The sequence below is a fragment of the Pseudomonas abyssi genome (genome assembly GCF_003444685.1).
Classification (GTDB): domain Bacteria; phylum Pseudomonadota; class Gammaproteobacteria; order Pseudomonadales; family Pseudomonadaceae; genus Halopseudomonas; species Halopseudomonas abyssi.
In genome coordinates this window covers 368,454-394,394 of sequence record NZ_LMAZ01000004.1, presented here as the reverse complement: position 1 = coordinate 394,394, position 25,941 = coordinate 368,454, and the positions used below count along the sequence as shown (strand labels likewise).

Sequence of the window (25,941 nt, the reverse complement as noted above, 5' to 3'; positions counted from 1 at the left end):
TTCCCCGTTGACGATTTTCAGGGGCCTGCAGACGCACCGCCACCCAGCACGCAGACGCGCCACGCACCACAAACACACACAAGGTGATCTTTTTGCACCAATATCGTGCACCGATTAGAGAAAACGCCGGACCTGTTGTGGCGTAGTACCAAAGGCGCGGCGGAAGGCGGTCGCAAAGTTGGCCGCGCTGGTATAGCCGGCCAGCGCGGCGGCCTCCTCGATGGACAGCCTGCCGGTGGCCAGCGCATCGAACGCCTGCTGCAACTTGCGCTGGCGCTGCCAGGCAAACAGCGACATGCCCTGCGCCGCCTTGAACTGCCGCTGCAGGGTACTGGCGCTGGTACCGACCTCTTGGGCGATCTGCTCCAGCGACCAGCCATCGGCTGTGTCGTTGATCAGCAGGTCCTGAACCCGGGCAATCAGCCGCTGCTCGTGCGGACGCAGGCTGCCCGGCACGGCAACGCCCTCGCCGGTCAACCCGGCGATCACTTCATGAGCCAACTCCAGCGCGCGGCTCTCCTGCTGCAAGTGCGCCAGCAACGGATTGTCGGTCTGCTGATGCATACAGGCTTCAGCCAGCGCCAGCGCCCGCGGCGAAGGCAACCAGCGCTGAACACGCAGATGACTGTTGGCCCCACCCAGCAGCCCTTGCAGGCTGCGCTGGGCATCAAATCCGCCACCTTCGAACCAGTCGGGCGTCATGCTGATCGACAACTTGCGGATATGCTGGCCGCGACGCGCGCGGCGACTGAAGGTGGCCCGCTCGGTCAGGGTGACCGCCATGCCCTCGGGGCGGCGAGCGTCGTGATCAAAGCACGGCGCGCGGTCGTCATAGCTGACATCGCTACGACCCTGCAGAAACAGCACCAGAATAAGCTTGGGATCCACCTCGACGCTGGTCGAAAAGTCTTCCAGCTCGACGCAATCCGAGCAGTGCAGCGCCAGCCCGGAGCGCAGCCGCTGCCAGCTCAGGCGCCCCCGAAACAGCGGCTTGCCTGCCTGCTGCGCCGACACCTGCACCTGTGCTCCAATACGCTGCACCAGTTCGCTGGCGCCGACCGTGTCCTGACGTTGACCCACCTGCTACCCCCTGGCATCGCGCAAAGATGACTGCCGGACAAAGAAAGCTGACGCCAGCGCAAAGCGCACCAGCATCGCGCTGTGGCAGACTACCCGCCGCATACAGCAAACGCAAATAGTTCGCATTAATGGTCGTCAGCCGGTCAGACGTTGCATCCAGCCGTCCGCCCCCAACCTTCTCCGCGCACCCAAAGAGGAATCTGCCGATGATTCAGGCACGCCACCTTTCCTGCTTCCGTTACAGCCAACTCACCGCTGCGGTGGTTCTGGCCCTGGGCCTGCCCGCAGCGCAAGCACAGACCGGCGAAGCCCTGGAACTGGACACCCTGGACGTGATTGCCACCGCCCAGGAAGAACTGAAGCAGGCGCCCGGCGTCTCCATCATCAACGCCGAGGACATCGCCCGCCAGCCGCCGGCCAACGACATCGCCGAGCTGCTGCGCAAACAGCCTGGTGTCAACCTGACGGGCAACAGCGGCTCCGGCGCACGTGGCAACAACCGGCAGATCGACATCCGCGGCATGGGCCCGGAGAACACCCTGATTCTGGTCGACGGCAAACCGGTTACCTCGCGCAACTCGGTACGCTACGGCTGGCGCGGTGACCGCGATACCCGTGGAGACAGCAACTGGGTACCCGCCGAACAGATTGAACGCATTGAAGTACTGCGCGGCCCGGCAGCGGCGCGCTATGGCAACGGTGCCGCTGGTGGCGTGGTCAACATCATCACCAAGGGCCCGCAGGCCGAACATCACGGCAACCTGACACTCTACAAGAGCATCGCCCAGCATGATGAAGAGGGCGGCAGCGAACGCGCCAACTTTGGCCTCAGCGGCCCGCTGACCGACAACCTCTCATACCGTGTGTACGGCAACGTCGCCAAGTCGGAGATGGATGACCCGGACATCAACGACGGCCACACCGTCCCCAACCAGGCCACCGCAGGCCGTGAAGGCGTGCGCAACAAGGACATCAACGGCCTGCTCAGCTGGGCGCTGACCGATCGCCAGACGCTGGACCTGGAAGCCGGCTACAGCCGCCAGGGCAACATTTATGCTGGCGACAGCATGAACAACGTCGACTCAGCCGCATTGGAAGCTCGACGCTCGCCCTGGCTTGGCCGCGAAACCAACATCATCTATCGCCAGACCTACGCCGTCACCCACCACGGCGACTGGGACATCGGCAGCACGCTGAACTATCTGCAGTACGAAAACACCCGCAACCGCCGCCTGCAGGAGGGCCTGGCCGGCGGACCGGAAGGCAGCATCACCAGTACCGATTTCGGCACCATCGAGCTGGATACCCTGACCGCCCACAGCGAGATCAACCTGCCGCTCAACGGCTGGCTCGACCAGATGCTGACACTGGGTGCCGAATGGGTTGACCAGCGCATGGACGACCCCTTCTCCAACACCCAGACCACCACCGAAGCGGGTGAGGTGCCCGGCCTCTCCGGTACTGATCGCGACACCAAGACCGACGCGCAGATTGCCTCGCTCTTCGTCGAGAGCAACGTCGAGCTGCGCCCCGGTACTACCCTGACGCCCGGCCTGCGTTTCGACCATCACAGTCTGACCGGCAGCAACTGGAGCCCCTCGCTGAACCTGTCCCAGGCCCTCAACGACGAGTTCACCCTGAAGGCCGGCATCGCCCGCGCCTACAAGGCGCCCAACCTGTATCAGAGCAACCCCAACTACCTGCTCTACAGCCGCGGCAATGGCTGCTGGGGTGGTGGCGGGGCATGCTATCTGATGGGCAACGAGGATCTGGATGCGGAAACCAGCATCAACAAGGAGATCGGCATCGAGTTCCGCCGGGGCGAATGGCTCGCCGGCGTTACCTGGTTCCGCAACGACTACAAGGACAAGATCGAATCCGGCCGTAGCGCGGTAACCACCGCCACCGGCGGCAGCAATCCGGCCTACGCCGATGCCGACGTATTCCAGTGGAGCAACGTGCCTGAGGCCCTGGTCGAGGGGCTGGAAGGCACCCTGAACGTACCGGTCAGTCAGCAGCTCAGCTGGAATACCAACTTCACCTGGATGCTGCGCTCCGAGAACCGCGAAACCGGCGAGCCGCTGTCGATCATCCCCGAGTACACCATCAACTCAACGCTGGACTGGCAGGTCAGCCAGCCGCTATCGACCCAGGCCACCGTCACCTGGTACGGCAAGCAGAGCCCGGGCAAGCTCGACTATCAGGGTAATGTGCTGACCGGCGACGCGCGCCGCGAGATCTCGCCCTATGCGCTGGTCGGCGTCAGTGGCCGCTACGCCTTCAGCGACAGCCTGAGCGTGAGCGCCGGCATCAGCAACCTGCTCGACAAGCGCCTGTATCGCGAGGGCAACAGCAACGTCGCCGGCGCCTACACCTACAACGAGCCGGGCCGGGCCTTCTACACCAGCCTGAGCACCTCGTTCTAGGGCGCACGGCTCCCGTCAGCGATGATGCGCTGACGGGAGCGGCAGCCGGCTCAGGAGTCGGTCTTGTCCTTTACCTTGGTGCTGCTGCCATTGTGCTTCACCGATTCGATACCCTTCTCGCAACTGGCCGCCGAGGCATACATCTGACTGCTGCCGATCACCTGATGGTTGGCGGCCTTGAGGTTGAAGTAGTGCCGGCCGTCACGCGCTTCCTTGCGCTCATATCGCGTGTCGTCTGCGCAATTCTTCTGCACCGAGGCGATGCCGTTCTCGGCGCTGGCGCGCACCGTGTAGAGCTCACTGGTCAAAATCGTTTCGGCGTTGCCGGCCTTGAGGACAAAGCGAAACTGCCCGTCCGTACTCTTGCTCAGTTCATACCAACCAGCCATAGAAACACTCCTTATCCAACGTCGGTGGACTACCTGAGGCGCCTGCGCCCATGCAGGCGACCAGACCAGTATAGACGTGGATATGTGACTGTCTCAGCATCGAGCCAATCAGTCGCCAGGAGACAACGTATTTATGATCGCAGGCGCACCGAAGCTCGACGCCCCCTCACGTTGCGCGGTGCGCCAGCGTGAGGGGGCAAGGCCAGTCCAGCGCTTGAACGCACGCGAGAAACTGGCGGCCTCGCTGTAGCCCAGCTGCGCGGCAATCGCATCCAGCCCCAGATCACTGTCGCCAAGCAGGCGCTCGGCCAGACGCCCGCGGACGCGCTCATCCAGTTGACGAAAGGGCTGCCCTTCGGCCGCCAGCCGCCGGTGCAAGGAGCGCTCCGATATGCCCAAGGTCGCCGCCACCGCTACCGCCGTCGGTGGCTCGCCCGAGTGACTGATCAGCACCTGCAACACCTGACGCGCCAGCGGCGACACCACATCTTCCAACCCCTCGCACAACTGACGGCACAGAGCCGCGCAGGCGTTGCGGGTGAGCGCATTGGCGAGCGGCAGCTCACTGACCAGATCCGCGTCGCCAATCAACACCGCGTTGCTGGCAGCGCCGCTGACGACGGGGCACTCGAAGTAATCTTCATACAGCTCGATGGCGGCCGGCCGCGATAACACCAACTCGACGCGCAGCGGGACAAACGGACGCTGCAGCAGCTCGCCGAAGATACGCTTCCAGACTGCCAGACCGCGCTCGGCAACCATGTCCTGTGCATCCGGCGGCAGCACACTGTGGTCCAGGCTCATGCGCACGCCGCCGTCGAACGGCAGCACCTGCACCGGGCAAATCGACAGTGTCAGTTCCCGAAACTGCGTGCTGACCAGCAAGGCTTCGTGCAGATTGCGGCAGGCCAGCATGGTGTAGCCCAATATTCCCAGGCTGGTCAGCTGATAGCAGCCGCCGACCCGAATGCCCAGCCCCGGCTCCGGGTGCTGCGCCACCAGATTGCGGATGACCGCAAGCTCTTGCCAGCGCTGGACTCTGACCCTGCCGCCGGCACCCAGCATCGCCTCGTCCAGCCCGCTGCCCTGCAGGCAGGCCTGCACCGAGCAACCCAGCGTACGCGCGGTGCTCAGCAGGTAGCGCACGTTGGTGGCATCGCGTACCTCACGCCAATTCATGCAGACCTCGTGGCAGTTATTGTCATGTCATGGCAGAAACTATCATGGATAGCTGCCGCACACAGAGGCAATCTTGCCTGGCAGAACACGAACAACAACAAGACAGACGATTGCAGGTAAACGCCATGCCCGAGTTCTTCTTTACCACCGCCAAAAACAACCAGGCCCGCCCCAGCGAGTACTTCCGCAGCGTACCGGTGGCCGGCTCTCTGGGAGCCGATATCCACGACATCGACCTCAACACCTTAAGCGACGCAGGCCAGGCCGATCTGCGCCGGGCGCTGATGGACCATGGCGTGCTCTTTATTCGAGACCAGAACCTGAGCGTCGAACAGCTCGAAGCCGTCACCCAACGCTTCGGCGCATTCGGCAAGGAACCTTATGTACAGCCGATGGCCGATCATCCGCATGTGGTGCATGTGCTCAAGGAAGCCGGCGAAGGCAGCCCTTTCGTGTTTGGCGGTGCCTGGCACAGCGACTGGTCATTTCAGGAGCGCCCGCCAGCCTTCACCCTGCTGTACGGTCATGACGTACCTGAAAGCGGCGGCGACACCCTGTTCAACAATATGTACCTGGCCTGCGAGTGGCTGTCTCCCACCCTGCGCGACCTGCTGCGTCAGCTCGACGGCATTCACACTCCGGAGTTTGGCTATGGCCCCAAAGCCGCCCACAACGCGGGCATCGAGAACATGCAGATCCGCTTTGGCGACAACGTCGACGACGATGTGCGCACCCATCCGATGATCACTCGCCATCCGGAAACCGGCCGCGAGGTGCTGTTCGCCAACCCGGCCTACACCCTCGGCATCGCCGGCATGAAGCCGGAGGAGTCACGTCCGCTGCTGGACTACCTGTTCAGCGTGGCGGCCGCCCCGGCCTTTACCTGCCGCATGCGCTGGACGCCAGGTACACTGGCGATCTGGGACAACCGCTGCGTCTGGCATCAACCGATCTCCGATTATTTTGGCAAGCGCCGCGAGATGTTCCGTACCACTGTTGTCGGCGAACAGCCGAGTCGAGGAGACACTGTATGAGCAACATCGAACAGGCCGCACAGGCGCTGCTGGACGCACGCGCCAGCCACACGCCACGCGGCCCGGTCGCTAGCGAGTACGCGCTGACCGACCTGGCGTCCGCCTACGCGGTACAACACGCGCTGATTACCCGGCAGCTTCAGGGCGAGCGCCCCGGCGGTTACAAGCTTGGGCTGACCGATGCCCGCGCCCGTCAGGCCCTCGGCGTAGCAGAGCCGCTGCGCGGCGTACTGCTGACAGCCAACGAATATCAGACCGGAACAACACTGCAGCACGCAGACTTTATCGCGCCGCGACTGGAGATCGAGGTTGCGATGCGCCTGTCGCGCGATATCGAAGACCCGCTGGCCGATCGCGCCGATCTGATCGCGGCGCTCGAAGGCGTGATGCCCGCGCTGGAGGTTTGCGACTCAGCCTATGAGGGCTGGCCGAAGTCGCTGGCGGATGCGGTCGCTGACAACCTGTCCTTTGGCGCCCACGTAGTGGGCCAGTGCGTTGCGGCCGACAGCGTGCAGCTGGATGACCTGCCGGTAGCACTGAAGCTCAACGGCGAACAGGTAGCCAGCGGAAACACCGGCAGCAGCATGGGTAACCCGCTGGATGCGGCGCTCTGGCTGATCAATCAAATGGTCACTGCCGGACAGCAACTGCGCAGCGGGGACGTGATCATGACCGGCGCGCTGGCAGGCATGCAGCCGGTTGCCGCTGGCGATCTGGCTGAGGTGGAGATGGGCGCGCTGGGCAGCCTGAGCTGTCGCTTCAGCGGCTGAGCAGTGGGCAAGCACTGATTCATTGCGCATGCCCCGGGGAGACGCAACGCCGTCTCCCCGCATAAATCGCAGGCAAGAAAAAACCTCGCCGGGGCGAGGTTTTGCAGAATGGTCCTGATCATCCCTAATGCGTGGTGCCTCCAAGGCACTGTCCCTGTTCCCTGTTGTTATGGTCGCTTCCTGCGATGCTCCTAGCGCGTTTGATACTACGCAGCATCGCAGGGTCTGCCCATAGGCCAACGCCAGCACAACACGTAAGCAAATGCTTACACCAGGTCAAAAGACCACGGACAGGAGTGCGGCTTTTGCCCCACTCAGCCCTGGTGATAACCGGTGACGCGCTCGACCTCTTCCTTCGAGCCCAGGAACACGGCAACACGCTGGTGCAGCGATTCGGGCTGGATATCGAGAATGCGCTGACTGCCGTTGGTGGCGGCGCCGCCAGCCTGCTCGATCAGCATCGACATCGGATTGGCCTCGTACATCAGACGCAGCTTGCCCGGCTTTTCGGGTTCACGAGCGTCACGCGGATACATGAACAGCCCGCCACGGGTCAGGATGCGATGCACATCGGCCACCATGGAGGCGATCCAGCGCATGTTGTAGTTCTTCTCCAGTGGCCCTTCTTCACCAGCCAGCAGCTCAGACACGTAGCGCTTGACCGGCTCTTCCCAGTGGCGCTGGTTGGACATATTGATGGCGAACTCGGCGGTGCTGGTCGGCACTTTCATGTTCTCGTGGGTCAGCACAAAGCTGCCCATTTCACGGTCCAGGGTAAAGCCCATGACGCCGTCACCCAGGGTCAGAATCAGCATGGTTTGCGGACCGTAAATGGCGTAACCGGCGGCCACCTGCTCGGTACCCGGCTGCAGGAAGGCATGCTCGTCCAGGCTGCCGGACTGCTCTACATACTTGTCGGGACAACGCAGCACCGAGAAGATGGTGCCGACGGAGACGTTGACATCGATGTTGCTGGAGCCATCCAGCGGATCGAATACCAGCAGATAGGCACCCTTGGGGTACTGGCCAGGAATCTGGTAGGCATGATCCATCTCTTCGGAGGCCATGCCGGCCAGGTGGCCGCCCCACTCGTTGGCTTCCAGCAGGATCTCGTTGGAAATCACATCCAGCTTTTTCTGCACTTCACCCTGCACGTTCTCGGTGCCCATGCTGCCAAGGACGCCACCAAGCGCGCCCTTGGAGACGGCATGGTTGATTTCCTTACAGGCGCGCGCCACCACCTCGATAAGAAAGCGCAAATCGGCAGGGGTGTTGTGGCTGCGCGTCTGTTCGATCAGGTAACGGCTGAGAGATACACGGGACATGAGCAAGCTCCGGAGGGAAAAGTAAAATCGCGCACAGTTTACCCGCTCCGGCTGCGCTTCGCCTCCCGAATAGTCCCGGCAATGCCAACAATGCGACCTGACAACGAAAAAGCCCCGCCGAAGCGGGGCTTTTTACGGCCGTTTCAGACTCAGAACTGCGCTTCGTCGAGCAGGTAGAGCGATTCGCTACCGGCCTTGACCGATGCCGTCAGCGAGTGGATACGCGGCAACAGGCGGGCAAAGTAGAAACGCGCAGTGCCCAGCTTGCTGACGTAAAACTCGTCTTCCGCCTGCTTGGCCAGGGCGGCACGCGCCATCAGCGCCCAGACGTAGGCATAGGCGGTGTAACCAAAGACCTGCAGGTACTCGACCGAGGCTGCGCCAATTTCATTCGGATTGCTCTTGGCTTGCTCGATAACCCAGGCGGTCAGCTCGTCGAGGTTGCCGATGGCCGCTTCCAGCGGACCGGTGAACTCGGCCAGCGAGGCATCGGCGCTGGCGATGAAGGCTTTGACTTCGTCGCTGAAGTGCTTGTAGAACGCACCACCGCTGCCCACGATCTTGCGGCCCATCAGATCCAGCGACTGAATGCCGTTGGTCCCTTCATAGATCTGGGTGATACGGCAGTCACGGATCAACTGCTCCTGGCCCCATTCACGGACAAAGCCATGGCCACCGAAGATCTGCTGGCCGTGCACAGTGGTCTCCAGCCCCATGTCGGTCAGGAAGGCCTTGGCAACCGGCGTCAGCAGCGCGACCAGGTCCTGGGCACGGGCGCGGGTTTCCTTGTCTTCGCTGTACTTGGCGGTATCCAGCTGCATGGCGACATAGCTGGAGAAGGCACGACCGCCCTCGTTCAGCGCTTTCATGGTCAGCAGCATGCGGCGTACGTCCGGGTGGACGATGATGGGGTCCGCCGCCTTGTCCTTGTTGACCGGACCGGTCGGTGCGCGGCTCTGGATACGGTCACGGGCGTATTCGATGGCGCTCTGGTAGGAGCGCTCGCCCAGCGACAGCCCCTGGATGCCGACACCCAGACGCTCGTAGTTCATCATGGTGAACATGGCGTTAAGGCCCTTGTTCGGCTCGTCGACAATCCAGCCGGTGGCACCGTCAAAGTTCATGACGCAGGTGGCGGAGGCCTTGATGCCCATCTTGTGCTCGATCGAGCCGCAGGACAGGGAGTTCTTCTCGCCCAGCGAACCGTCCGCGTTGACCATCACCTTGGGCACCAGGAACAGGGAAATACCCTTGGGGCCAGCCGGGGCGTCAGGCAGCTTGGCCAGCACCAGGTGAATGATGTTCTCGGTCAGGTCGTGCTCACCACCGGTGATGAAGATCTTGGTGCCGGTGATCTTGTAGCTGCCGTCAGCCTGCGGCTCGGCCTTGGTGCGGATGATGCCCAGGTCGGTGCCGGCGTGCGGCTCGGTCAGACACATGGAGCCAGCCCAGGTGCCGGCGTACATGTTCGGCAGGTACTTTTCCTTCAGCTCTTCGCTGGCGTGGTTGAGAATCGACAGGCAGGCGCCGGAGGTCAGCATCGGATACAGGCCGAAGGACAGGCTGGCGGAGTTGACCATTTCTTCAACCTGGGCACCGATCACTTTCGGCATGCCCATGCCACCAAACTCGGGATCACCGCCCACGCCCACCCAGCCGCCTTCGGCGTAGGTGCGATAGGCCTCGGGGAAGCCGGCTGGCGTTTTCACCACGCCGTTATCCCAAGAGCAACCCTCTTCGTCACCGCTGCGGTTCAGCGGAGCGACCACACCACCGGTCACCTTGCCGGCTTCTTCCAGAATGGCGACCGCGGTCTCCTCATCAACCACCTCGGCCAGGCCGGGCAGCTGGGCCCAGAGCTTGGATACCTCGAAGACTTCATTGAGCACAAAGCGCATATCGCGAAGGGGGGCGTTGTAGTCGGCCATGGTGATCTCCTCGTTGTTCAGTGGGCCGGTCTAGGCCGGCACAGGCGCACGATTGTATATCGACAACGAAAAAACCTGTAGCGTCTCTTTATGACTTTTTATTATTGATCGGTCACCATAAACAACATTGTTTGTGATCGGTCAGCGCCTTGCGCGCCACCTTGCGGCACCCTGCAGGCATAAAAAACCCCGGCGAGCCGGGGTTTTCGTTCACATCAGCAGACTGATCAGAACTGCTCGACAGCGATGTCCATCAGGCTGGAAGCACCGGCAGTCAGCGCTTCGGCGTGAGCCTGGGCGCGCGGCAGCAGACGCTGATAGAAGAACGCCTGAGTCGCCAGCTTGCCTTTGTAGAAGTCACCTTCAGTACTGCCGGCATCCAGCTTGGTCTGCGCAACCAGCGCCATCTTCAGCCAGAAGTAGGCGTGCACGACGTAGCCGGAGAAGGCTAGGTAATCAACCGCGGCAGCGCCGACTTCTTCCGGGTTCTGCATGGCTTTCATGCCAACAGAGGTGGTCAGCTCGCCCCACTGGGCGTTCAGCTGGGCCAGCTTCTTGGCGTGGTCGCCAAACTTGGCGTTGCCATCCAGTTCCTTGCACAGCAGGTGAACCTGCTTGGTAAAGGCCTTCAGCAGTTTGCCCTGGCTACCCAGCACCTTGCGACCCAGCAGGTCGAGCGCCTGAATGCCGTTGGTGCCTTCGTAGATCGGCGCAATGCGACAGTCGCGTACCTGCTGCTCCTGACCCCACTCTCGGATAAAGCCGTGACCACCAAACACCTGCTGCCCCAGCAGGGTCGCTTCCAGACCGGTGTCGGTCATGAAGGCCTTACAGATCGGCGTCAGGAAGGCCAGCTGGGCTTCAGCGTCAGCGCGAGCCTCTTCGTCGGACGCGTAGTGCGCCTGATCCAGCAGGCTGGCGGTGTAGTAAGCCAGCGCACGGTTACCCTCGTTGAAGGCCTTCATGGTCAGCAGCATACGACGCACGTCTGGATGAACGATGATCGGGTCAGCCGCCTTCTCGGGCTCCGCCGGACCTTTCAGCGAACGCATCTGCAGGCGGTCCTTGGCGTAGGCCAGTGCACTCTGGTAGGACGCTTCACCGTGACACAGGCCCTGCATGCCGGTACCCAGGCGCGCGTGGTTCATCATGGTGAACATGCAGTTCAGGCCCTTGTTGACCTCGCCGATCAGGAAACCGGTGGCATCATCAAAGTTCATCACGCAGGTGGCGGAGGCCTTGATCCCCATCTTGTGCTCGATGGAGCCACAGACCAGGCTGTTGCGCTCGCCCACTTCACCGTTCGCATCCGGCAGGAACTTCGGCACGATGAACAGGGAAATACCCTTGGTACCAGCCGGCGCGTCGGGCAGCTTGGCCAGCACCAGGTGAACGATATTTTCAGACATGTCGTGCTCACCGCACGAGATGAAGATCTTGGTGCCGGTCACCTTGTAGGTGCCGTCGGCCTGCGGTACGGCGCGGGTCTTGACCAGGCCCAGGTCGGTACCACAATGCGGCTCGGTCAGGCACATGGTGCCGGTCCAGGTGCCGGGGGTCAGCTTGTTCAGGTACAGGTCTTTCTGCTCGGTGGTACCGTGCGCAGCAATGGCCGCAGCACAACCGTGGGACAGACCCGGGTACATGCTGAAGGAGTAGTTTGCGGAGGCAACCATCTCGGCGATGATCAGGCCCAAGGATGACGGCAGGCCCTGTCCGCCATACTCCGGCGAGGCAGTCATGGAGCCCCAGCCGTTCTCGCAGTAGGCCTGGTAGGCTTCCTTGAAGCCCTTGGGTGTGGTGACGACGCCGTTGTCGATGTGACAGCCTTCTTCGTCACCGGTGCGGTTCAGCGGAGACAGCACCTGATTGGTGAACTTGGCACCCTCTTCCAGGATCGCGCTGACCAGATCCGGGGTGGCGTCTTCCAGACCGTACGCAGCGTAGCTGCCAGTCATGTCCAGCAGCTCGTCCATGACAAAGCGCATATCGCGCAAGGGGGCGTTATATTCAGGCATGTTGACTCTCCAAAGGGCGGCCAGTCACCACCGGCAGCATGATTTCATACAGGTGTTTGAACACTAAGGACCGACGCCTCTGCGGTCAAGAAATTGGACCGTGCATTACCTCTCCTGATACAGCGCTATAACGCAGCGCTGCCAGCGGCGCGGCGCTGCTGTAGCATGGTGAGTCAGACCCAAACAAGGAGCCAATTGTGCCCACCCTGGCCGACCTGCAGTTCGACAATCGCTTTGCCCGTCTGGGAGACACCTTCTCCAGCCGCGTGCTGCCCGAGCCACTGAGTAACCCGCGCCTGGTGGTGTGCAGCGAGGACGCTTTGGCCCTGCTCGATCTGGACCGGGACCAGGCCGCAGACCCGCTGCTGGTGGACCTGTTTGCCGGTCACAAGGTGTGGAGCGACGCCGAGCCTCGCGCCATGGTGTACTCCGGGCACCAGTTCGGCGCCTACAACCCGCAGCTGGGCGACGGCCGTGGCCTGCTGCTGGGTGAGGTGGTCAATCGCGCTGGCGAGCACTGGGACCTGCACCTCAAGGGCGCCGGCAGTACGCCTTACTCGCGCATGGGCGACGGTCGCGCCGTATTGCGCTCGTCGATCCGCGAATTCCTTGCCAGCGAAGCGCTGCACGCGCTGGGCATCCCCAGCAGTCGCGCCCTCTGCGTGACCATCGGCGACAACCCGGTGTATCGCGAACGCGAAGAACGTGCCGCCATGCTGATGCGTCTGGCGCCCTCGCATATCCGCTTTGGTCACTTCGAGTATTTCTACTACACCCGCCAGCATGATGCGCTGCGCCAGTTGCTGGAGTTCACCCTGGACACCTGCTACCCCGACTGCCACAACGCAGAAAATCCCGCGCTGGCCATGCTCAGTCAGGTGTTGCAGCGTACCGCCGAGATGATCGCGCGCTGGCAGGCGTACGGCTTCTGCCACGGAGTCATGAACACCGACAACATGTCGATACTGGGCATCACCTTCGACTTTGGCCCCTACGCCTTCCTTGATGCCTTTGACGCTCGACACGTCTGCAACCATTCCGACCACGAGGGGCGCTACGCCTTTCACCGCCAGCCCGTGATTGCGCAGTGGAACCTGGCCTGCCTGGCCCAGGCCCTGACGCCCTTTGTCGGCGTGGACGAGCTCAAAGCCGAACTGGCCAACTTCATGCCGCTGTTCGAGCAGCACTATCTGGCATTGATGCGTCAGCGCCTGGGCTGGGGCTGCGAGCGAGAGGATGACGCCGAGCAGATTGACGCTCTGCTGCAGTTGATGCAGGCCGGTGGTGTCGACTACAACCTGACCCTGCGCCAACTGGCCGAAGACCATCCACTGGTGCGGGACCAGTTTATCGACCGTGAGGCCTTCGATGCCTGGCAGCGCACGCACCAGCAGCGCTGTGATGCCTCCGTTGCCAGCCGCCAGGCGGTCAACCCGCTGTACGTATTGCGCAACTATCTGGCGCAGAACGCCATCGCCGCCGCCGAGCAAGGCGACTTCAACGAGGTGCGCAGACTGCACCAGATCCTGCGCCAGCCATTCAGCCCGCAGTCCGGCGCCGAGGCCTACGCCGCTGCGCCGCCGGACTGGGGCCGGCGCCTGGAAATAAGCTGCTCGTCGTAAAGACGCTTTATTCCGTTTAAGAATATAAAAATCAGTTTTTGTGCTTGGACAAATATAGCGCCGACTCTTAATGTGACGCCCAGCGTGGGTCCGACTGCGGGCCCGACACCTCAAGAGAGTTCGGTAACCGATGAGCTGGGATTCACTGCCACTGATTGGCGTGGCACTGCTGCTGTGCTGGGTGTTCTACGCCTTCGCGCGGGAAAAATTCAGTCCCGACGTGGTGGTCGGCATCGCCGTTGCCGTGCTGCTGGTCAGCCAGTTGCTGACACCGTCCGACGTACTGGGCGTGCTGTCCAACAGCGCGCCGATCACCATTGCCTGCATGTTCATCCTTTCAGCCGCGCTGGAGCGCACCGGCTGCGTCGAAACCCTGGGCAACTGGCTGGCACGCATGGGCGGCGGCAGCCAATGGCGCACCCTGTTCAGCCTGATGATCACCGCCTTGCTGCTGTCGACCTTTATCAACAATACCCCGGTCGTCGCCATTCTTACGCCGGTCGCCATCGCCCTAGCCACCAGCATCGGCAGCAAGCCCTCGAAGATGCTGATCCCGCTGTCCTACGCCACCATCTTTGGCGGCACCATGACGATGATCGGCACCTCGACCAACATCCTGGTCGATGGCGTGGCCCGACAGATGGGCATGGAGCCGTTCGGCATGTTCGAGATCACCCTGCCCGGCCTGGTGCTGGCCGGCATCGGCATGGCCTTTGTGCTGCTGATCGGTCACCGCCTGCTGCCGGAGCGCGAAAGCCTGTCGCGCCAGCTGCGCCCGGATCAGGCGCGTACCTTCATGACCGAACTGCTGGTGCCGCACGATTCGCCGGTCATCAACCAGACCATCAGCCAGGCCAACCTGAACGGCAATAGCGGCATTCGCGTACTGAAAATCTTCCGCGGCGACGACGAGCTGTCAACGCCGCTGAACGACACCCGGCTGCTGGCCGGGGATCGGCTGGTACTGCACACCAGCATGCGCGACTTTGTCGAGTTGCGGCACAACGGCCTGCTGGCCATCAACCGCGCCGACAGTTTCGAAACCATCTCGACCCGCGACGTGATGCTGGCCGAAGCCATCGTCGGGCGCAATTCGCGCTACAGTCACCGGCCCATGCGCGACCTCAACCTGACCGCGCGCTACGGCATTCACGTACTGGCAATCCATCGCCACAACGAGAACATCCAGGACAACCTGGATGACTTTGAACTGCAGTTCGGCGATGTGATGCTGGTCGAGGGCACAGCCTCGCAGATCAAGAAGTTCGCCGACAACGGCGAGCTGATCAGCCTCAACTCGGTACAGGAGCGCGCCTACCGCCGCGACAAGGCGCCGATTGCCATCGCCGCCGTGCTGGCGGTCATGGTGCTGGCGGCGTTCAAGGTCATGCCGATCGAGGGGCTGGCGATGATCGCCGCAGCGCTGGTCGTCGCCACCGGCTGCCTGGATACCGAAGACGCCTACAAGGCCATCGACTGGCGCATCCTGACGCTGATCTTCGGCATGCTGGCGATCAGTATCGCGATGAACAAGGTCGGCCTGGTGGATACCGTGGTCAGCCACGTGATGACGCTGTCGCCGCTGCTGGGCCCGCTGTTCATGCTGTCGTTCATCTACCTGCTGACCTCCGTCCTCACCGAGGTGGTCAGCAACAACGCGGTCGCGGTGCTGGTCACACCCATCGCCATCGGCGTAGCCCAGCAACTTGGCGCCGACCCGCGCCCGTTCGTGGTCGCGGTGATGTTCGCCGCCAGTGCCAGCTTCGCCACCCCGATCGGCTACCAGACCAACACCTTCGTCTACAGCGCCGGCGGCTACCGCTTTTCGGATTTCATGCGCATCGGCGTGCCGCTGAACCTGATCATGTGGGCAGCCGGGTCACTGATCATTCCATTGATCTGGCCGCTGTTTCCCTGAAACGCGCGCTGGCGCGCGCGAGCTGGAAGCTGGAAGCTGGAAGCGTAGTCAGGATGAGTTCGACGACAAGACCGCCAAGCGCGCCTGCCATAAGCTGTCCAAAAGAAAACCCGCGCGATTCGACACCGCGCGGGTTTTGCTTGCAGCTTATGGCTTGCCGCTTGCGGCTCAGCTCCCGCAAAGCGGGAGCTGACTAAAGCGAAGCGTCGAGCGCCTGCGACAGGTCGGCGAGGATGTCGTCGATGTGCTCGATACCGATCGACAGGCGCACCATGTCACGCGGCACGCCGGCCTTGGCCAGTTCCTCGTCGTTCAGCTGACGGTGAGTGGTCGAGGCCGGGTGACAGGCGAGTGACTTGGCGTCGCCGATGTTGACCAGTCGCACCACCAGGTTGAGCGCGTCGATAAAGCGCGCGCCGGCTTCCTGTCCGCCCTTGATCCCGAACGACAGTACCGATGCCGGCTTGCCGCCCATATAGCGCTTGGCGAGGGCGTGCTCGGGGTGATCTTCCAGTCCGGCGTACTGCACCCAGGCGACCTGCGAGTGACTCTTCAGGAACGCTGCAACCGCCATGGCGTTGTCACAGTGCCGCTCCATGCGCAGCGCCAGCGTCTCCAACCCCTGCAGAATCATGAAGGCGTTGAACGGCGACAGCGCCGCGCCCATGTTACGCAGCGGTACGACGCGGCAACGACCAATAAAAGCCGCCGGGCCAAAGGCCTCGGTATAAACCACACCGTGGTAGGACGGGTCTGCGGTATTGAGCAGCGGGAAGCGCTCGGCGTTCTCCGCCCAGGGGAAGCAGCCGCCATCCACCACGATGCCGCCCAGAGTGGTGCCGTGGCCACCCATGTACTTGGTCAGCGAGTGCACCACAATATCGGCACCATGCTCAAAGGGTCGGCACAGCGCCGGAGTGGCGACGGTGTTATCGACAATCAACGGCACGCCATGACGATGCGCAGCATCGGCCAGCGCCTGAATGTCGATCACGTTACCGGCCGGGTTGCCGATGGACTCACAGAACACCGCCTTGGTGCGCGCATCGATCAGGTTTTCCAGCGCGGCAATGTCGTCATGGGCGGCAAAGCGGGTTTCGATACCCTGACGCGGCAAGGTGTGGGCCAGCAGGTTGTAGGTACCGCCATAGAGCTTGGCCACGGAAACGATGTTATCGCCCGCTTCGGCCAGGGTCTGAATCGCGTAGGTGATAGCCGCCATGCCCGAGGCCACCGCCAGCGCACCGACGCCGCCCTCGAGCGCGGCAACCCGTTGCTCCAGCACGTCGTTGGTGGGGTTCATGATGCGCGTGTAGATGTTGCCCGGCACCTTCAGATCAAACAGATCGGCACCGTGCTGGGTGTCATCAAAGGCGTAGGAGGTGGTCTGGTAGATCGGCACGGCAACGGCGTGCGTGTTGGGGTCGGGGGTGTAGCCGGCATGGATGGCAAGCGTTTCAAGCTTCATGGCGCTGTCCTTGTTGTTGATGTCCAGCGCCGAGCATGCAGAAGGAAACCCGGTCGGTCAATCTAACCAGGCGCGACCTATTGACTCTCGATATGGTCGTGCAGGGCCATGAACTGCTGGGTCAGCTTGTGCCGACCATCAAGGAAGATCAGCGGTGTAGCCGCTTCATGCGACTCACGCATGCGCACCGAGCTGTTAAGATGTACCGGCAATACCGGCAGTCCCTCGGCAACCAGCTCGTCCAGCATCTTCTGCGGCAAGGCTGCGCGCGGCTGGAACTGGTTGACCACGATGCCCTCGACCATGAGATCCTCGTTGTGCTCTTCACGCACATCTTCCAGCTCGGTCAGCAAACCGTACAGCGCCTGCCGCGAGAAGCTGTCGCAGTCGAAGGGAATCAGCACACGGTCGGCGGCAATCAGCGCCGACATGGTGTAGAAGTTGAAGGCGGGCGCGGTGTCGATATAGATCCGCTCGTAGTTATCCTTCAAGTCCTTGAGCAGCTTGCGCAGCTTCTGGATTTTGTAGCGCGACTCCAGCTTGTGCTGCAGCTCGGCCAGCTCGGGGCTGGCCGGCATCAGCCAGAGGTTCTCGAACGGCGTTTCGGTAACGAAGTTCTCGGCCTTTTTGCTGAACAATCCGCTGGACAGGGTCTGCGAGAAGAAATCAGCGATAGTAGTATCCACATCCTTCATCCGCTCACCGAGCAGGTAATGGCTGGAGTTCGCCTGCGGGTCCAGATCAATCACCAGCGTTTTATAGCCCGCTGCCGCACTGACCGCAGCCAGATTGCAGGCGATGCTCGACTTGCCGACACCGCCCTTCTGGTTGAACACTACCCTACGCATACGCCCTCTCCTTGTTCAGAAATCAACAGCCCTGCCCTTTGCCAGCGCAGACGGCATCAGACCACGATAGCATTCGGATCGTGATAAACCGCTGACAGCTCATGCACCGCCTCGATAAAGGCTCCGGCGTGGGCCGGGTCTACCTCGGGCGTGATGCCGTGGCCCAAGTTGAATACGTGGCCGCTGCCCTTGCCGTAGCTCGCCAGAATACGCGCTACCTCGGCACGAATGGCTTCCGGTTTTGCGTACAGAACCGTCGGGTCCATGTTGCCTTGCAATGCAACCTTTGCACCAACCCGTGAACGGGCAACGCCGATATCCATGGTCCAGTCCAGCCCGAGCGCATCAGCACCGGCATCGGCAATACTTTCCAGCCACAGGCCACCGTTCTTGGTGAACAGGATAACCGGCACTTTGCGGCCATCGTGCTCACGGATCAGACCGGAGACGATCTTGCGCATGTAGGCCAGCGAGAACTTTTGGTAGGCATCGGCAGACAGGTTACCGCCCCAGGTATCAAAAATCTGCACGGCCTGGGCACCGGCCTTGATCTGACCGTTCAGATAGCTGGTGACCGACTGCGCCAGCTTGTCGAGCAGCAGGTGCATGGCTTCGGGCTGGTCATAGAGCATCGCCTTGGTCTTGCGGAAATCCTTGGAAGAGCCGCCTTCGACCATATAGGTCGCCAGCGTCCAGGGACTGCCGGAGAAGCCGATCAGCGGCACCCGGCCGTTCAGCTCGCGGCGAATGGTACGCACCGCGTCCATCACGTAGCCCAGATCCTGGTCGGGATCGGGCACCGGCAGCGCCTCGATGTCCGCCAGGCTGTCGATCACCTTGCGAAAACGGGGGCCTTCACCGGTTTCAAAATACAGACCTTGGCCCATGGCATCGGGAATGGTCAGAATGTCGGAGAACAGAATGGCGGCATCCAGCGGGTAGCGATCCAGCGGCTGCAGGGTGACTTCACAGGCCATCTCCGGATTCATGCACAGGCCCATGAAATCGCCAGCGCGGGCCCGCGATGCCCGATATTCAGGCAGGTAGCGGCCGGCCTGACGCATCATCCACACCGGGGTGACATCCACCGGCTGACGTGCCAGTGCGCGCAGGAAACGGTCGTTCTTGAGTTCAGTCATGGGGCCATCCAGTCAAAAAAGGTCAGCGGCCATTGTAGCGGCAATTGCACACAAACATCAGGCCACAACGCAACAAGGGCGCCCGCAGGCGCCCTTGTTGTTAACAGACAGGCCGTGACCCGTTGTCACACCTCGAGGTAATCGAGGATACCTTCGGCCGCCTGGCGACCTTCCCAGATGGCGGTGACCACCAGGTCCGAGCCACGCACCATGTCGCCACCGGCAAACACCTTGGGGTTGCTGGTCTGGAACTTGTACTGGGCCTGCTCCGGCGCCACCACGCGACCCTGGCTGTCGGTGTCGATCTGCTTGTCGGCAAACCAGTCTGCCGGGCTGGGACGGAAACCGAAGGCGATGATCACCGCATCGGCGGCCAATACCTGCTCGGAACCGGGGATCGGCTCGGGGCTACGACGCCCGCGTGCGTCGGGTTCGCCCAGACGGGTTTCAACGACCTTGACGCCCTCAACCTTGTCTTCACCGACAATGGCGATCGGCTGGCGGTTGAACAGGAACTTCACACCCTCGTCCTTGGCGTTCTTCACTTCCTTGCGCGAGCCCGGCATGTTCGCCTCGTCGCGGCGGTAGGCGCAGGTCACGGCATTGGCGCCCTGACGGATGGAGGTACGGTTACAGTCCATCGCGGTATCACCGCCGCCCAGCACCACAACGGTCTTGCCCTTCATGTCGATGAAGTCGTCGGCCGACTTCTCGAAGCCCAGGTTGCGATTGACGTTGGCAATCAGGAAGTCCAGCGCATCGTAGACGCCCGGCAGATCCTCACCGGGGAAGCCGCCCTTCATGTAGGTGTAGGTACCCATGCCCATGAAGACCGCGTCGTACTCGGACAGCAGATCGTCGATCATCACGTCCTTGCCGATCTCGGTGTTCAGGCGGAACTCGATGCCCATGCCTTCAAACACCTCTCGGCGACGGGACATTACTGTCTTTTCCAGTTTGAACTCGGGAATACCGAAGGTCAGCAGGCCACCAATTTCCGGGTTGCGATCAAACACCACAGGCGAAACACCGGCTCGCGCCAGTACATCGGCGCAGCCCAGGCCGGCCGGACCGGCGCCGATAATGGCCACACGCTTGCCGGTCGGCACTACGCCGGACATATCCGGACGCCAGCCCATGGCGAAGGCGGTATCGGTGATGTACTTCTCGACCGAACCGATGGTCACTGCGCCAAAGCCGTCGTTCAGGGTACAGGCCCCTTCACACAGACGGTCCTGCGGGCAAACGCGGCCGCAGACTTCCGGCAGGGTGTTGGTCTGGTGCGACAACTCGGCCGCCTCCAGGATGTTGCCTTCGGAGACCAGCTTCAGCCAGTTGGGAATGAAGTTGTGCACGGGGCACTTCCACTCGCAATAGGGGTTGCCGCAACCGAGGCAGCGATGCGCCTGCTCGGAGGCCGCGTCCGGCTTGAACTGCTCGTTGATCTCAACGAACTGGGTCTTGCGCGCGCGCAGCGGGCGCTTCTTCGGATCTTCACGACCTACATCGATAAACTGGAAGTCGTTATTCAAACGGTCTGCCATATCTAAACCTCTACACTGCAGCGGCGATCACGTCACGCCACTGCCAGACTCATCAGGGCCGGCAGGCCGCCGTGGCGGCCCGCCTCGGGCGGCTTATTGTGGGTTCGCTCGGGTACTGGTCAGCAGCGCGCGCAGGCTCGCGGCCTTAGGCTTGACCAACCAGAAGCGGCGGATGTAGTCGTCCAGGTTGTCCAGCACCTCTGCACCCCAGGCACTACCGGTCTCGGTCACGTACTCGGTCAGCACCTGAGTCAGGTGGCTGCGGTACATCTCCATCGACTCGTTGCTGATGCGATGCAGCTCGACCAGCTCGTGATTGAGCTTGTCGAAGAAAGTGTTGTCCATGTCCAGCACATAGGCAAAACCACCGGTCATACCCGCACCGAAGTTGTGGCCGGTGCTGCCCAGTACGCAGACCATACCGCCGGTCATGTACTCACAGCAGTGATCACCCGCGCCTTCGATGATGGCATGGGCACCCGAGTTGCGGACCGCGAAACGCTCACCGGCGATACCCGCGGCGAACAGCTTGCCGCCAGTGGCACCGTACAGGCAGGTGTTGCCGATGATCGAGGTCTGCTCGGAACGGAACGGGCTGCCCTTGGGCGGCACGATGGTCAGCTTGCCACCGGTCATCCCCTTGCCGACGTAGTCGTTGGCGTCGCCTTCCAGATACATATGCAGGCCACCGGCGTTCCACACGCCGAAGCTTTGGCCGGCAGTGCCGGTCATACGGAAGGTGATCGGCGCACTGACCATGCCCTGGTTGCCATGCACCTTGGCGATCTCGCCCGACACGCGGGCGCCGATGGAGCGGTCACAGTTGGTCAGCGACAGCTGGTACTCGCCGCCGGTGCGGCCGTCGATGGCAGCGCGCGCCATCTCGACCATCTTCTCGGCGGTCAGGCCCTTGTCGAACGGCTCGTTACGTGGCGACTCGCAGAACTGCGGCTTGTCAGCCGGCACCAGATCACTGCCCAGCAGCGGGCGCAGATCCAGGTTCTGCTGCTTGCCGGTTGCACCCGGCAGGATATCCAGCAGGTCGGTACGGCCAATCAGGTCCTGCAGGGTACGTACGCCCAGCTTGGCCAGCCACTCACGGGTTTCCATGGCGACGTAGGTGAAGAAGTTCATCACCATCTGCACAGTGCCGATGTAGTGGTTGTCACGCAGATGCTCGTTCTGCGTTGCCACGCCGGTCGCACAGTTGTTCAGGTGGCAGATACGCAGGTATTTGCAACCCAGGGCGATCATCGGCGCGGTACCAAAGCCAAAGCTCTCGGCACCAAGGATGGCCGCCTTGATCACGTCCAGACCGGTCTTCAGACCACCGTCAGTCTGTACCCGGACCTTGCCCCGCAGATCATTGCCGCGCAAGGTCTGGTGCGCTTCGGACAGACCCAGCTCCCACGGAGAACCAGCGTAACGGATAGACGTCAGCGGCGATGCGCCGGTACCACCGTCGTAACCGGAAATGGTGATCAGGTCAGCGTAAGCCTTGGCCACGCCGGCAGCGATAGTGCCAACGCCCGGCTCGGACACCAGCTTGACCGAGACCAGCGCCTGCGGGTTGACCTGCTTGAGGTCGAAGATCAGCTGCGACAGATCCTCAATCGAGTAGATGTCGTGGTGCGGCGGCGGTGAAATCAGGGTGACCCCCGGGACCGCGTAGCGCAGACGGGCAATCAGTTCGTTGACCTTGCCGCCAGGCAGCTGGCCACCTTCGCCGGGCTTGGCACCCTGGGCAACCTTGATCTGCAACACGTCGGCGTTAACCAGATACTCTGGGGTAACGCCAAAGCGACCGGAGGCGATCTGCTTGATCTTGGAGGTACGCACGGTGCCGTAGCGGGCCGGATCTTCTCCGCCCTCACCGGAGTTGGAGCGCGCGCCCAGGCGGTTCATCGCCTCGGCAATGGCCTCATGCGCCTCGGGTGACAACGCACCGAGCGAGATACCCGCCGAGTCGAAGCGCTTGAAGATCGACTCCAGCGGCTCAACGTCATCCAGCGAGATGGCCTGCTGGTCGTCGCGCACCTTCAGCAGGTCGCGCAGCGCGGCAACCGGGCGGCTGTTCACCAGCGCGGCGTATTCCTGATACTTGTCGTAGCTGTCACCCTGCACGGCGTCCTGCAGCGCGCGAACCACATCCGGGTTGTAGGCGTGATACTCGCCGCCAAACACGAACTTGAGCAGGCCGCCTTGCTGGATCGACTTGCGCGGGTTCCAGGCTTCCTTGGCCAGCAGCGCCTGTTCGGCCTGCAGGTCCTCAAAGCGAGCACCCTGGATACGGCTGACCACGCCGGTAAAGCAGAGATCGACCACTTCATCTGCCAGACCGACCGCCTCAAACAGCTGCGCACCACGATAGGACGCAATGGTGGAGATACCCATCTTCGACAGGATCTTCAACAGGCCCTTGGAGATACCCTTGCGGTAGTACTTGAAGGTCTCGAACAGGTCACCAATCACTTCACCCGTACGGATCAGATCACCCAGTACTTCGTAAGCAAGGTAGGGGTAAACCGCGGTCGCGCCGAAACCGATCAGCACCGCATAGTGGTGCGGGTCACGGGTGGTGGCGGTTTCAACCAGGATGTTGCACTCCGAACGCAGACCGACAGCGGTCAGGTGGTGGTGCACTGCGCCCACGGCAAGCGCAGCGTGGACCGGCAGTTTGCCCTGCTCGATGGCACGGTCGCTGAGCACGATGATGGTCTTGCCTTCGCGCACAGCCGCTTCAGCCTGCGCTGTGATGTCCTTCACGGCATCGCGCAGCAGGGTGCCTTCAGCGACGTTCAGGTCAATCAGGTGGCGCGCAAAACCGGGACGCTCGTCCAGATTCATGATGGTGCGCCACTTGGCCGGCGAAATGACTGGCGAGCTGAGGATCGCGCGATTGGCGTGGTCCGCCGTCTCTTCGAAGACGTTACGTTCGGCACCCAGGCAGGTTTCCAGCGACATGACAATGGCTTCACGCAGCGGGTCGATGGCCGGGTTGGTCACCTGAGCGAACTGCTGACGGAAGTAGTCATACACCGAACGGACACGACCGGAGAGCACTGCCATGGGCGTGTCATCGCCCATCGAACCAACGGCCTCCTGACCGTTCTCGGCCAGCGGACGCAGCACCTGATCACGCTCTTCGAAGGTGACCTGGAACATCTTCATGTACTGCTTGAGCGCCTCGGCCGACAGGAAGTCAGAGCCGTGATCGCGATCGTCCAGGGTCGCCTGAATGCGCAGGGCGTTCTCTTTCAGCCACTTGCGGTAAGGGTGACGGGACTTCAGACGGTTGGCCACATCATCGGTGTGCAGCACTTCGCCGGTCTGGGTGTCGACCGCCAGGATCTGACCCGGACCAACACGGCCCTTGCTGACGACGTCCTCGGGCTGGTAATCCCAGACGCCGATCTCGGAGGCCAGGGTGATATAGCCGTTCTTGGTGATGACGTAACGCGCCGGACGCAGGCCGTTACGGTCGAGCAGACAGACCGCGTAGCGACCTTCGGTCAGTACGATACCGGCCGGGCCGTCCCAGGCCTCCATGTGCATGGAGTTGTATTCATAGAAGGCGCGCAGGTCCGCGTCCATGGTCTCAACATTCTGCCAGGCCGGCGGCACAACCATGCGGATCGCACGGAACAGGTCCATGCCACCACACAGCAGCAGTTCCAGCATGTTGTCCATGCTGGAGGAGTCGGAGCCGGTGGTGTTGACCAGCGGTGCCAGGCTGTCCAGATCGGGCATCAGGTCGTTGGTGAACTTGTTGCGACGCGCGTGGGCCCAGTTGCGGTTGGCGGTAATGGTGTTGATCTCGCCATTGTGGGCAACTAGGCGGAACGGCTGGGCGAGCGGCCACTTGGGCAGGGTATTGGTGGAGAAACGCTGGTGGAACACGCTGATCGCGGTTTCCATGCGCTCGTCCCCCAGATCCGGATAGAACTTGTCCAGATCGGCCGGCATCATCAGGCCTTTGTAGGAGATGACCTTGTGCGACAGGCTGCAGACATAAAAGCTGCTGTCTGCCTGCATGGCGATTTCAGCCTTGCGGCGCACATAAAAGAGCTTCACGCCAAACTGCTGCTCGTCCAGACCTTCGCCAGAGACAAACACCTGCTCGATACGCGGCAGGCTGCTGCGGGCCAGCGGGCCGAGTTTGCTCGGATCCACCGGCACCGGACGCCAGCCAAGGCCGGTCAGCCCCTGATCAGCCAGCGCATCGGCAAAGGCCTGCTTGGCCGCAGCGGCAGCCGGCTCATCGGTGCCCATGAATACCATACCGACGGCGTACTGCTCTGGCAGCTCGACAGACAGCGTTTCGCGAGCGACGTCGCGCAGGAAGCGATCCGGCTTTTGAATGAGCAGGCCGCAACCGTCGCCAGTCTTGCCGTCGGCATTAATACCACCACGGTGCGTCATGCAGGTGAGGGCTTCGATGGCCGTCTGCAGCAGGTGATGACTGGGCTGGCCTTCCATGTGGGCAATCAAACCAAAGCCACAGTTATCCTTGAACTGATCAGGCTGGTATAGACCTGCTTTCATAGGCACTCTCTCAAAAAGCTAATAAATTCAAGCACTTAAAAAACCAGATCACGGATAAATCTGGCTCTGCGCCGGGCAAAAGGGGAGTAATTGTACACAGCGCCAAGCACGCTCACAATTTTTTTTGGCGCAACAATGCCGCTTGGGCGTATTCAAATGTCGTAAATCGGAAACTTTACAGTCCGACTATAGCGCCACCGACAGGCATCGGCCACGCCTTTTTGGGTCAGCAAGCCCGCCTCCCGGCGGGCCCGGCAACTCAGCGCAGAGCGCTCTGGATATCCGCCATGCCACGCGGCCAGGGCTTGCTGTCGCGCAGCGCTGCCGGCAGCTTGGCAACGCCAGCCTGCGCCGCCTGACGTGAAGCATAGGCCCCCTGGGTTACAACAAACCAAGGTTCACCTTGATGCGTTGTCTCAAAGTAGCCCAGATCAGAGACGTCGGCATGGCGTGCGATGAAGGCTCTGGCAGCAGCCTCCGAGCGCGAACCGAGCAGCTGTACAACGTACTCCGAGCCCGGGCGTTGCCGATACCAGCTGGCATCGTGATACCCCGAAGCCTGCCGCGGCGCTGCCGCTGGCGCAGCCGGTTGAGCGACCTCGCGTCGCTCGGCCTCAACCTTCTCCACTGCGGGCTCGGGAGCCGGAGCCGGAGCCGGAGCCGGAGCCGGAGCCGGAGCCGGAGCCGGAGCCGGAGCCGGAGCCGGAG

General features: G+C 62.2%; 17 protein-coding genes. 5 read left to right on the top strand and 12 right to left on the bottom strand.

Going from position 1 to position 25,941, the window contains the following annotated elements; genetic code table 11:
* Positions 1-114: 114 nt before the first annotated feature.
* Entirely contained in the window at positions 115-1,080 is a 966-nt protein-coding gene (locus ASB58_RS14665) for a helix-turn-helix transcriptional regulator (protein WP_118131384.1), read from the bottom strand.
* A 206-nt stretch (positions 1,081-1,286) separates the two neighbouring features.
* On the opposite strand from ASB58_RS14665, the gene ASB58_RS14660 reads away from it, so the two are divergent.
* Positions 1,287-3,506, top strand: a complete 2,220-nt coding sequence (locus ASB58_RS14660) for a TonB-dependent siderophore receptor (protein WP_118131383.1) — start codon at positions 1,287-1,289, stop codon at positions 3,504-3,506.
* A gap of 50 nt (positions 3,507-3,556) precedes the next feature.
* Here the strand turns inward: ASB58_RS14660 and ASB58_RS14655 are convergent, their stop codons facing one another.
* A complete protein-coding gene (locus ASB58_RS14655) occupies positions 3,557-3,895 on the bottom strand; it encodes a YegP family protein (RefSeq protein ID WP_118131382.1) in 339 nt (112 codons plus the stop codon).
* 108 nt (positions 3,896-4,003) lie between these two features.
* The gene (locus ASB58_RS14650; protein ID WP_118131381.1) at positions 4,004-5,074 is read right to left on the bottom strand and encodes an AraC family transcriptional regulator; all 1,071 of its coding nucleotides are present in this window, start codon (positions 5,072-5,074) and stop codon (positions 4,004-4,006) included.
* Between the two features lie 125 nt (positions 5,075-5,199).
* Here ASB58_RS14650 and ASB58_RS14645 point away from each other — a divergent pair, with 125 nt between their 5' ends.
* A complete protein-coding gene (locus ASB58_RS14645) occupies positions 5,200-6,108 on the top strand; it encodes a TauD/TfdA dioxygenase family protein (RefSeq protein WP_118131380.1) in 909 nt (302 codons plus the stop codon).
* A complete protein-coding gene (locus tag ASB58_RS14640) occupies positions 6,105-6,878 on the top strand; it encodes a 2-keto-4-pentenoate hydratase (protein WP_118131379.1) in 774 nt (257 codons plus the stop codon). Before ASB58_RS14645 ends, ASB58_RS14640 begins: the two co-directional genes overlap by 4 nt.
* 314 nt (positions 6,879-7,192) lie before the next feature.
* On the opposite strand, the gene ASB58_RS14635 is transcribed toward ASB58_RS14640, so the two are convergent.
* The 3 genes from ASB58_RS14635 to ASB58_RS14625 all read right to left on the bottom strand — a co-directional run bounded on the left by ASB58_RS14635 (position 7,193) and on the right by ASB58_RS14625 (position 12,149).
* Entirely contained in the window at positions 7,193-8,203 is a 1,011-nt protein-coding gene (locus tag ASB58_RS14635) for a class 1 fructose-bisphosphatase (protein ID WP_118131378.1), read from the bottom strand.
* A 149-nt stretch (positions 8,204-8,352) separates the two neighbouring features.
* The gene (locus tag ASB58_RS14630) at positions 8,353-10,131 is read right to left on the bottom strand and encodes an acyl-CoA dehydrogenase C-terminal domain-containing protein (protein ID WP_118131377.1); all 1,779 of its coding nucleotides are present in this window, start codon (positions 10,129-10,131) and stop codon (positions 8,353-8,355) included.
* Between the two features lie 227 nt (positions 10,132-10,358).
* Positions 10,359-12,149: an acyl-CoA dehydrogenase C-terminal domain-containing protein gene (locus ASB58_RS14625; protein WP_118131376.1), complete on the bottom strand. Its 1,791-nt coding sequence runs from the start codon at positions 12,147-12,149 to the stop codon at positions 10,359-10,361.
* 197 nt (positions 12,150-12,346) lie between these two features.
* On the opposite strand from ASB58_RS14625, the gene selO reads away from it, so the two are divergent.
* Both selO and ASB58_RS14615 read left to right on the top strand, forming a co-directional pair.
* Positions 12,347-13,771: a protein adenylyltransferase SelO gene (gene selO, locus ASB58_RS14620; RefSeq protein WP_118131375.1), complete on the top strand. Its 1,425-nt coding sequence runs from the start codon at positions 12,347-12,349 to the stop codon at positions 13,769-13,771.
* Between the two features lie 130 nt (positions 13,772-13,901).
* A complete protein-coding gene (locus ASB58_RS14615; protein WP_096004408.1) occupies positions 13,902-15,689 on the top strand; it encodes an SLC13 family permease in 1,788 nt (595 codons plus the stop codon).
* 193 nt (positions 15,690-15,882) lie between these two features.
* Here ASB58_RS14615 and ASB58_RS14610 read toward each other — a convergent pair whose 3' ends face one another.
* The 6 genes from ASB58_RS14610 to ASB58_RS14585 form a co-directional block, all read right to left on the bottom strand.
* Positions 15,883-17,157, bottom strand: a complete 1,275-nt coding sequence (locus ASB58_RS14610; RefSeq protein ID WP_118131374.1) for a bifunctional O-acetylhomoserine aminocarboxypropyltransferase/cysteine synthase — start codon at positions 17,155-17,157, stop codon at positions 15,883-15,885.
* A gap of 77 nt (positions 17,158-17,234) precedes the next feature.
* On the bottom strand, positions 17,235-18,005 hold the full coding sequence (locus ASB58_RS14605) for a ParA family protein (protein WP_096004410.1): 771 nt from the start codon (positions 18,003-18,005) through the stop codon (positions 17,235-17,237).
* A 56-nt stretch (positions 18,006-18,061) separates the two neighbouring features.
* Positions 18,062-19,144: a uroporphyrinogen decarboxylase gene (gene hemE / locus ASB58_RS14600; protein WP_096004411.1), complete on the bottom strand. Its 1,083-nt coding sequence runs from the start codon at positions 19,142-19,144 to the stop codon at positions 18,062-18,064.
* A gap of 125 nt (positions 19,145-19,269) precedes the next feature.
* The gene (locus ASB58_RS14595) at positions 19,270-20,688 is read right to left on the bottom strand and encodes a glutamate synthase small subunit GltD family protein (RefSeq protein WP_118131373.1); all 1,419 of its coding nucleotides are present in this window, start codon (positions 20,686-20,688) and stop codon (positions 19,270-19,272) included.
* Between the two features lie 93 nt (positions 20,689-20,781).
* Positions 20,782-25,233 (bottom strand): glutamate synthase large subunit, encoded by a 4,452-nt coding sequence (gltB, locus tag ASB58_RS14590; protein WP_118131372.1) that lies wholly within the window; start codon positions 25,231-25,233, stop codon positions 20,782-20,784.
* A gap of 259 nt (positions 25,234-25,492) precedes the next feature.
* Positions 25,493-25,861, bottom strand: coding sequence for an SPOR domain-containing protein (locus tag ASB58_RS14585; protein ID WP_118131371.1), 369 nt, complete (start codon positions 25,859-25,861; stop codon positions 25,493-25,495).
* Positions 25,862-25,941: the final 80 nt, after the last annotated feature.